We start from the raw sequence: 5,874 nt of genomic DNA, 5'->3' as shown, positions 1-5,874 counted from the left end.
AAAGCCGATCCTCAGATCGGCGGCCATGGCCGTGCCCGCCATCGCTGCGGAAGCCAAAAGTGTCATCAAAAGCCGTTGTATTCTCATGGGTTGTACTCCTCTCATTTTGTTCTCGGTCTCAGATTCCACCAGCCGGGGCAGCGTTGTTGTGGGTCACCGCGTCGCTGCCTTGGTCACGCGGCGTTTTCGTGTATCTGCGATAAAGCTCGAACCTTTGCTGCGCGCTGTTGGAGCGCGTCGAAGCCGTCAGCGTGTCGAGCGGCGGTGGTGTAATTTCGCGCCAATAGTGGCAGGCGACGGAGCGGCCTTCGCCGGCATCGCCCAGTGGCGGCTTCATCCGCCCACATAGTTCCGTCGCGTGCTGGCAGCGCGTGTGGAACCGGCAGCCGTCGGGCGGTGCGGCCGGAGACGGGATATCGCCGGCAAGCACCTGGCGGCCGCGGGCGGCCCCTGGCGCTGGAGCCGGAATCGCCTGAAGCAACGCCTGGGTGTAAGGGTGCAGCGGCCGGCTGAAGAGGGCCTCGGTCTCGGCCAATTCGACGACCTCGCCGAGATACATGACCGCGACGCGGTCGCTCATGTGACGGATGACTGCCAGGTCGTGGGCGATGATGATGAGCGTCAGGCCGAATTCCTGCTTCAGGTCCTCGACCAGATTGATGATCTGGGCCTGGACCGACACATCGAGCGCGGAGACCGGCTCATCACCGATCAGGAGCTTCGGGCCGGAAGCGAGCGCCCGCGCTATCCCGATGCGCTGACGCTGGCCGCCCGAGAATTCGTGCGGGTAGCGGTCCGCGTGCTCGGGGCGAAGCCCTACCTTGCGCAGCAGGCCGCGCACCGCTGTCTTGCGCTCTTCGGATTTCATTTGTGTGTGGACTTGCAGAGGCTCGGCGATCAGCGCACCGACGGTCATACGAGGGTTGAGCGACGAATAGGGATCCTGAAAGATGAACTGCAATTCGCCCCGCAACGCCCGCAATTCTCTGGGGCTGGCTGCAGTGAGTTCCTTTCCGTCGTAAAAGACCTGGCCCGCGGTGGGTTCAATCAGCCGCAGGAGCAGGCGCGCCAGCGTCGACTTTCCGCAGCCGCTCTCGCCGACGATGGCGAAAGTCTCACCGCGGCGCACGGACAGCGTGACCCTGTCCACCGCATGTATGGTGGTGGCCTTCCCGAACAGCCCGCCGCCGGACTTGAAGTGCCGGATCAGATCGCGGGTTTCGATGATCATGTCGGACATCATTGCGGCTGCGCCCGCACATTGAGTTCGAGCGGGGCCCGGAAACAGGCGACGCCATGCCCGCCGGGCATCAGCCTCGTCGGAGGCCTCTCGCTCCGGCATTTTTCAACCACGAAGGGGCAGCGCGTCGAGAATCGGCAGCCGGCCGGCATGGCGTCGGCGGGCGGCACGGAACCGGCGATCGTCATCAGGCGGCCGGTGTGGCCGCCCAGTGCAGGCATCGAACCCATAAGACCGAGCGTGTAGGGATGCTGCGGGTCGTTGAAGATCGCCTCGACCGGCCCGTGCTCGACCACATGGCCCGCATACATCACGGCGACATCGTCGGCTATCTCGGCGACGACGCCGAAGTCATGGGTGATGAGAAGCAACGCCGTGCCTGTCTCCGCCTGGAGATCGCGTATCAGGTCGAGTATCTGGGCCTGGATGGTGGCGTCGAGTGCCGTGGTGGGCTCGTCGGCAATCAGAAGCACCGGGTCGTTGGCGAGAGCCATGGCGATCATCACGCGCTGGCGCATGCCGCCGGACAGCTGGTGCGGATATTCGTCGAGACGCTTCTCCGGAGCCGGGATGCGCACGCGGCGGAACATCTCCAGCGCCCGCTCGCGCGCCTCGGTCCTTCCGTATTTGCGGTGGCGGCGAACGGATTCGGCGACCTGCTCGCCGACGGTGAAGACCGGATTGAGTGACGTCATCGGCTCCTGGAAGATCATCGCGATCTCATTGCCGCGCTTGGCTTCCAGCGCGGCGCGGCCCATTGACAGGAGGTCCTCGCCCAAGAACCGCGCCGTTCCACCCTGTATCTGAGCCACCCGCTGTGGCAGCAGCCCCATGATGGCGAGTGAGGTGACCGATTTGCCGCAGCCGCTCTCGCCCACCAAGCAGAGCGTCCGGCCTGAACCGATGGCGAAGCTCACATCGTCGATCATGTCCGCGGGTTGGGCGGCGAAGCGGATCGAGAGGTTGCTCACTTGGAGGACTGGCGCCGCGGCCGCTGGCACGGCCCGGCGTGCCGATCCTTCGCGTTCGGCCGTCTCAGCTCGCATCGCTCAGGCTCCCCAGCGAGGTCTGGTGGACGAGATTGTCGTAGAGCGTCATCAGATGCTGGCGCATGGCCTCGCCGGCCTTGACCGGATCGCGGCGGGCGATCGCCTCGAGGATCGTGTGGTGCTGCTGCGAGTAGATGGCGAGATAGGCGGCGCTGCGAGCTCGCGCTCGGATAGCCTGCCAGGCCGCGTCCTGGCGAACGCGGTCGACGACGTCAAAGATCGTGAGGAAGAAACGATTGCCGGCGCTCTTGGCGATCTGCCGATGAAAGGCGCTGTCCCACAGCTCGCGGCCGTCCGAATCCTCGCTCTCGTCCAGGCGCCGCAGGATCTGGCGCATCCGCTCGATCGCCTCGCTTCTCGCCCTGAGCGCGGAGAGTTGGGCGAGTTGCGGCTCGATGCGCAGCCTGACCTCCATGATTTCCATGTAGTCGGTCTCGGCTGCGATTTGTCCGATCCGTCCATGTAGGTCCGACGGTGGCGGCCTGGCGAAAGTCCCCGAACCCTGACGTCTCCAGACGCGGCCTTCGGCCTCGAGCACTTCCAGCGCCCGACGGACAGAGCGGCGGCCGATGCCGAGCTGCTCCGCGACCGCCCTTTCCGTTGGCAATTTGCCGTCGGGACCGAAAGAGGTCTCGTTCAGCATCTTTCTGATGCGATCGAGAGCCAGGCTGGAATTGTCCGTCAGGTGGGCCATTTCGCCCTCATTGGTGCGAACCAATTACTATTTGGTCCATAGAAACCTGTAAGGCGCAAGCTGGCAACCAAAAAAGAAATCAGCATGTGGAAATCACCGCCCAGCCGAAGGCACGCAACAGCTGACCGCTTCGGGCGTTCAAACCCATGAGCGCTGTCCGCAGGGCGACACCGTAGTCCGGACGCAAACAATCTCGTGGGTGCGGCGTTTTCGCGCCGCACGGCCCGAGATGGGCCAGGCACCCTGTTTATTTACGATTATCGTCTAAGGAGGCGAGGTGGCGACGCAAACGCGGGTTTCGCCCCTCAATCGGAGTCGGCCCATGGTGAGCCGCGATACCCAAGGTTTGAACAGCGCCGATCTTGACGATCGCTCCACAGGACGCATCGGAAGGGCCCTTCGTTTCGTTCGGCAGCGGGGAGTGCTCGAACCAATCCGGCTCGTGCGCAAGTACGGAGTTGCCCAAAGCGGCCGCTTCGTCGCCCGCAACATCCGCCATATCGTTGCCGATCGCCTGGCGCGGAAATGGGATCGCGACAACGGCGTCGATACGGCGGGCTCGATCCGTCTCGACACTCTCGATGTTGTCGGGCCGTATCGCGATCAGGGAAATGAATGCGTCTGCACGTCGCCGAAATCCTTCTCCTTCATCATGAAGAGTCTGCCACTCGATCTTGGGGGCTACACGTTCATCGACATCGGCTCGGGCAAGTCACGGACGCTCCTCCTGGCGTCGCACTACCCCTTCGCTGCAATCGTCGGCGTCGAGTTCGCCAAGGAGTTGGTAGAGATCGCACGCCGCAATATCGCGAAATATAAGAGCGCGGGCCAGAAATGCCGTGCAATCACGGTTATCGAGGCTGATGCCACAACCTACGAATTTCCCGAATCCCCTCTGCTGGTCTACTTCTATAATCCGTTTTCGAAGGATGTTTTCGACGTCGTGATGAGCAATCTGGCCTCGTCACTCGAACAGCGTCGACGTGGCTGCTTTGTCGTTTATGGAAGTTCAAGCCATAGCGCGATCGACTGGGCTCGGCCGGCAATCCGGGAGAAAGGTATTTTTGAGGAGCTCGCCGTTCCGGCGATGCCGCACTTCCTCGATGCCGTTCGGACCATCGACTATGCTGTTTTCAGGTATCAAGCGCCGAGCGAAGGCAGCGGACACAAATCTGATGATGCGCATTGACTTTGTAGCCGTTGTCCAAGGCCGTCCTCGCGCTCGACATCATTTTGGTGAGGTCACTCGCTGATGCTTAAGCGTTACCCCAGCGACATTATCGTCGACACGCAAAGCGGGCGCGTCGAAGGTGCGGCCGTGCACGAGCGAGTTGCGTTGGCGACTCTTCGGACCGCAATGCGCATCCTGCAGCCGTTCCATCAGTTTGGCTTTTCCTATGTCGCGCGCACCGTGCGCACGCTTCTTCCGAGCGACAGGGCAATGGTTCTGACGCTCGCTCCCAACTGCCATATGCGCGTTGCCTATTGCGATTCCTACTGGTCGATCATGCTGCTGCCGTCCTACGAGTACGAACGGTCGGTCAGGTCACTCTTGGCAGCCTCACGCGACATTGACTATGGCTTCATCGACGGCGGCGCCAACCACGGGTTCTGGTCGATCCTGGTGAGTGGCCCGGAAGCTGGAGCCAAGAAGGCCGTGGCCATCGAGGCTGCATCTGACACGTTCGAACGGCTGGAAGACAACCGTGCGCTGAACGGCAGCCGTTTCGAGGCGCTCAACAAGGCAATAGGTGCAACGGGCGGCGAGCATGTGCGGATCTACGGGGCCAAGCACGAAGCACGCTCGACGGTCGCGCCTGCCGATGGGGCCGAGCCCATCCTTGATTGCGAGACAATCACGGTGGACGATGTCGCGGCGCTGCCGCATTTCGCAGGCCTCGATAAATTCATAGTCAAGCTCGACGTCGAGGGCGTCGAAATAGCGGCCTTTTCAGGCGCTTCACGCTTGCTCGAGGGCGACACGGTGTTTGTCTACGAAGAGCATGGCTCCGACTCCGATCACGGGGCGACTCGCCATGTGCTGGAAGTGCTCAAGCTTCGTGTCTTCTGGCTGGGGCACGGGTTCCTCAAGGAAATCACCTCGCCGGATGATCTTGACCGGATCAAGAAGTCGAGGCGCTTTGGCTATGATATGGTCGCCAGCCGCAGCCGCCTGTGGATCGAAAGGCTGGAGAGGTTGATTGCCGAACAGGCAATATCGGGCTGACAGCATCCTGCCCGAGCCGGCCGATACCAGTGCAAGGCCGGCTAGATGAACCTGAACGGCAGCCCCGAGATGAGGGCCTTGACGTAATGCTTCTTCTGGAAGGAGCCGTTCAGCGAGACGCGCGGCATGCCCGTTGGACGTTCAGAGCTGGCTGCGCTCAGCACTCCGGGCTGCGTCGTCACGGCCACTGGAAAGCCGGCCTCGGCGGCAGCGGAGATCTCACGATCGCTCACAGCGGACGGAAAGCCGTAGGGGTAGCAAAAGGATTGAGGTCGACGGCCGGCATATCTCTCGACGACATCGGCTGACTCCCTGATTTCCCTTTGCAAGCGCTCCGCACTCACTCTGCGCAGATTGACATGCGTCATCGTATGAGCCCCGAAATGAACAAGGGGATCGCCAGCAAGATCGCGCAATTCGGCTTCGCCCATGATCAGATTGTCAACGATCGCCGTCGGATCAATCCTATGGACGTCCGCCGCATCGTCGATCCTCCGCACGGCCAAGTCCTCGTCGAACTTCTGCACGAACGCCGACATTCTTTCGAAGGCAGCGACCTTCTGTAGAGCCGTGGCGCTTTTCACCACTTCGACGCCCCTGCCAAAATCGAACCGGAAAGAGGAAGCCTTCCGCGTCAGTGCCGCGGCCGTCTGCCACCACATGG

At 62.3% G+C, this 5,874-nt stretch carries 6 protein-coding genes; 2 read left to right on the top strand and 4 right to left on the bottom strand.

Translation table 11 applies throughout. The annotated features are described in order from the left end of the window. Nucleotides 1-118: 118 nt before the first annotated feature. The 3 genes from MAXJ12_RS17650 to MAXJ12_RS17640 are packed head-to-tail and all read right to left on the bottom strand — an operon-like array spanning nucleotide 119 to nucleotide 2,983. Nucleotides 119-1,231 carry an ABC transporter ATP-binding protein gene (locus tag MAXJ12_RS17650; protein WP_244421512.1) on the bottom strand — a complete coding sequence of 371 codons (1,113 nt, stop codon included), beginning with the start codon at nucleotides 1,229-1,231 and terminating at the stop codon, nucleotides 119-121. A gap of 8 nt (nucleotides 1,232-1,239) precedes the next feature. Further along, a complete protein-coding gene (locus MAXJ12_RS17645; RefSeq protein WP_008837295.1) occupies nucleotides 1,240-2,286 on the bottom strand; it encodes an ABC transporter ATP-binding protein in 1,047 nt (348 codons plus the stop codon). Beyond that, nucleotides 2,276-2,983: a FadR/GntR family transcriptional regulator gene (locus MAXJ12_RS17640; RefSeq protein WP_040586657.1), complete on the bottom strand. Its 708-nt coding sequence runs from the start codon at nucleotides 2,981-2,983 to the stop codon at nucleotides 2,276-2,278. Before MAXJ12_RS17640 ends, MAXJ12_RS17645 begins: the two co-directional genes overlap by 11 nt. Nucleotides 2,984-3,305: 322 nt before the next feature. On the opposite strand from MAXJ12_RS17640, the gene MAXJ12_RS17635 reads away from it, so the two are divergent. Continuing rightward, nucleotides 3,306-4,172 carry a class I SAM-dependent methyltransferase gene (locus MAXJ12_RS17635; RefSeq protein ID WP_008837293.1) on the top strand — a complete coding sequence of 289 codons (867 nt, stop codon included), beginning with the start codon at nucleotides 3,306-3,308 and terminating at the stop codon, nucleotides 4,170-4,172. Nucleotides 4,173-4,235: 63 nt separating this feature from the next. Beyond that, nucleotides 4,236-5,210, top strand: a complete 975-nt coding sequence (locus tag MAXJ12_RS17630) for an FkbM family methyltransferase (protein WP_008837292.1) — start codon at nucleotides 4,236-4,238, stop codon at nucleotides 5,208-5,210. Nucleotides 5,211-5,251: 41 nt separating this feature from the next. Here the strand turns inward: MAXJ12_RS17630 and MAXJ12_RS17625 are convergent. Continuing rightward, the coding region (locus tag MAXJ12_RS17625) for a polysaccharide deacetylase family protein (RefSeq protein ID WP_008837291.1) at nucleotides 5,252-5,874 on the bottom strand (623 nt) is incomplete at its 5' end.

This window comes from Mesorhizobium alhagi CCNWXJ12-2 (assembly GCF_000236565.1).
Taxonomy (GTDB): Bacteria; Pseudomonadota; Alphaproteobacteria; order Rhizobiales; family Rhizobiaceae; genus Allomesorhizobium; species Allomesorhizobium alhagi.
Note: the sequence above shows the minus strand (reverse complement) of the source record. Positions and strands in the feature narration are given on the sequence as shown.

What these genes read in the sequence shown, in the direction of transcription:
- MAXJ12_RS17650 (WP_244421512.1), bottom strand. Translation starts at nt 1,231, where the DNA reads ATGATCATCGAAACCCGCGATCTGATCCGGCACTTCAAGTCCGGCGGC.
- MAXJ12_RS17645 (WP_008837295.1), bottom strand. Translation starts at nt 2,286, where the DNA reads ATGCGAGCTGAGACGGCCGAACGCGAAGGATCGGCACGCCGGGCCGTG.
- MAXJ12_RS17640 (WP_040586657.1), bottom strand. Translation starts at nt 2,983, where the DNA reads ATGGCCCACCTGACGGACAATTCCAGCCTGGCTCTCGATCGCATCAGA.
- MAXJ12_RS17635 (WP_008837293.1), top strand. Translation starts at nt 3,306, where the DNA reads ATGGTGAGCCGCGATACCCAAGGTTTGAACAGCGCCGATCTTGACGAT.
- MAXJ12_RS17630 (WP_008837292.1), top strand. Translation starts at nt 4,236, where the DNA reads ATGCTTAAGCGTTACCCCAGCGACATTATCGTCGACACGCAAAGCGGG.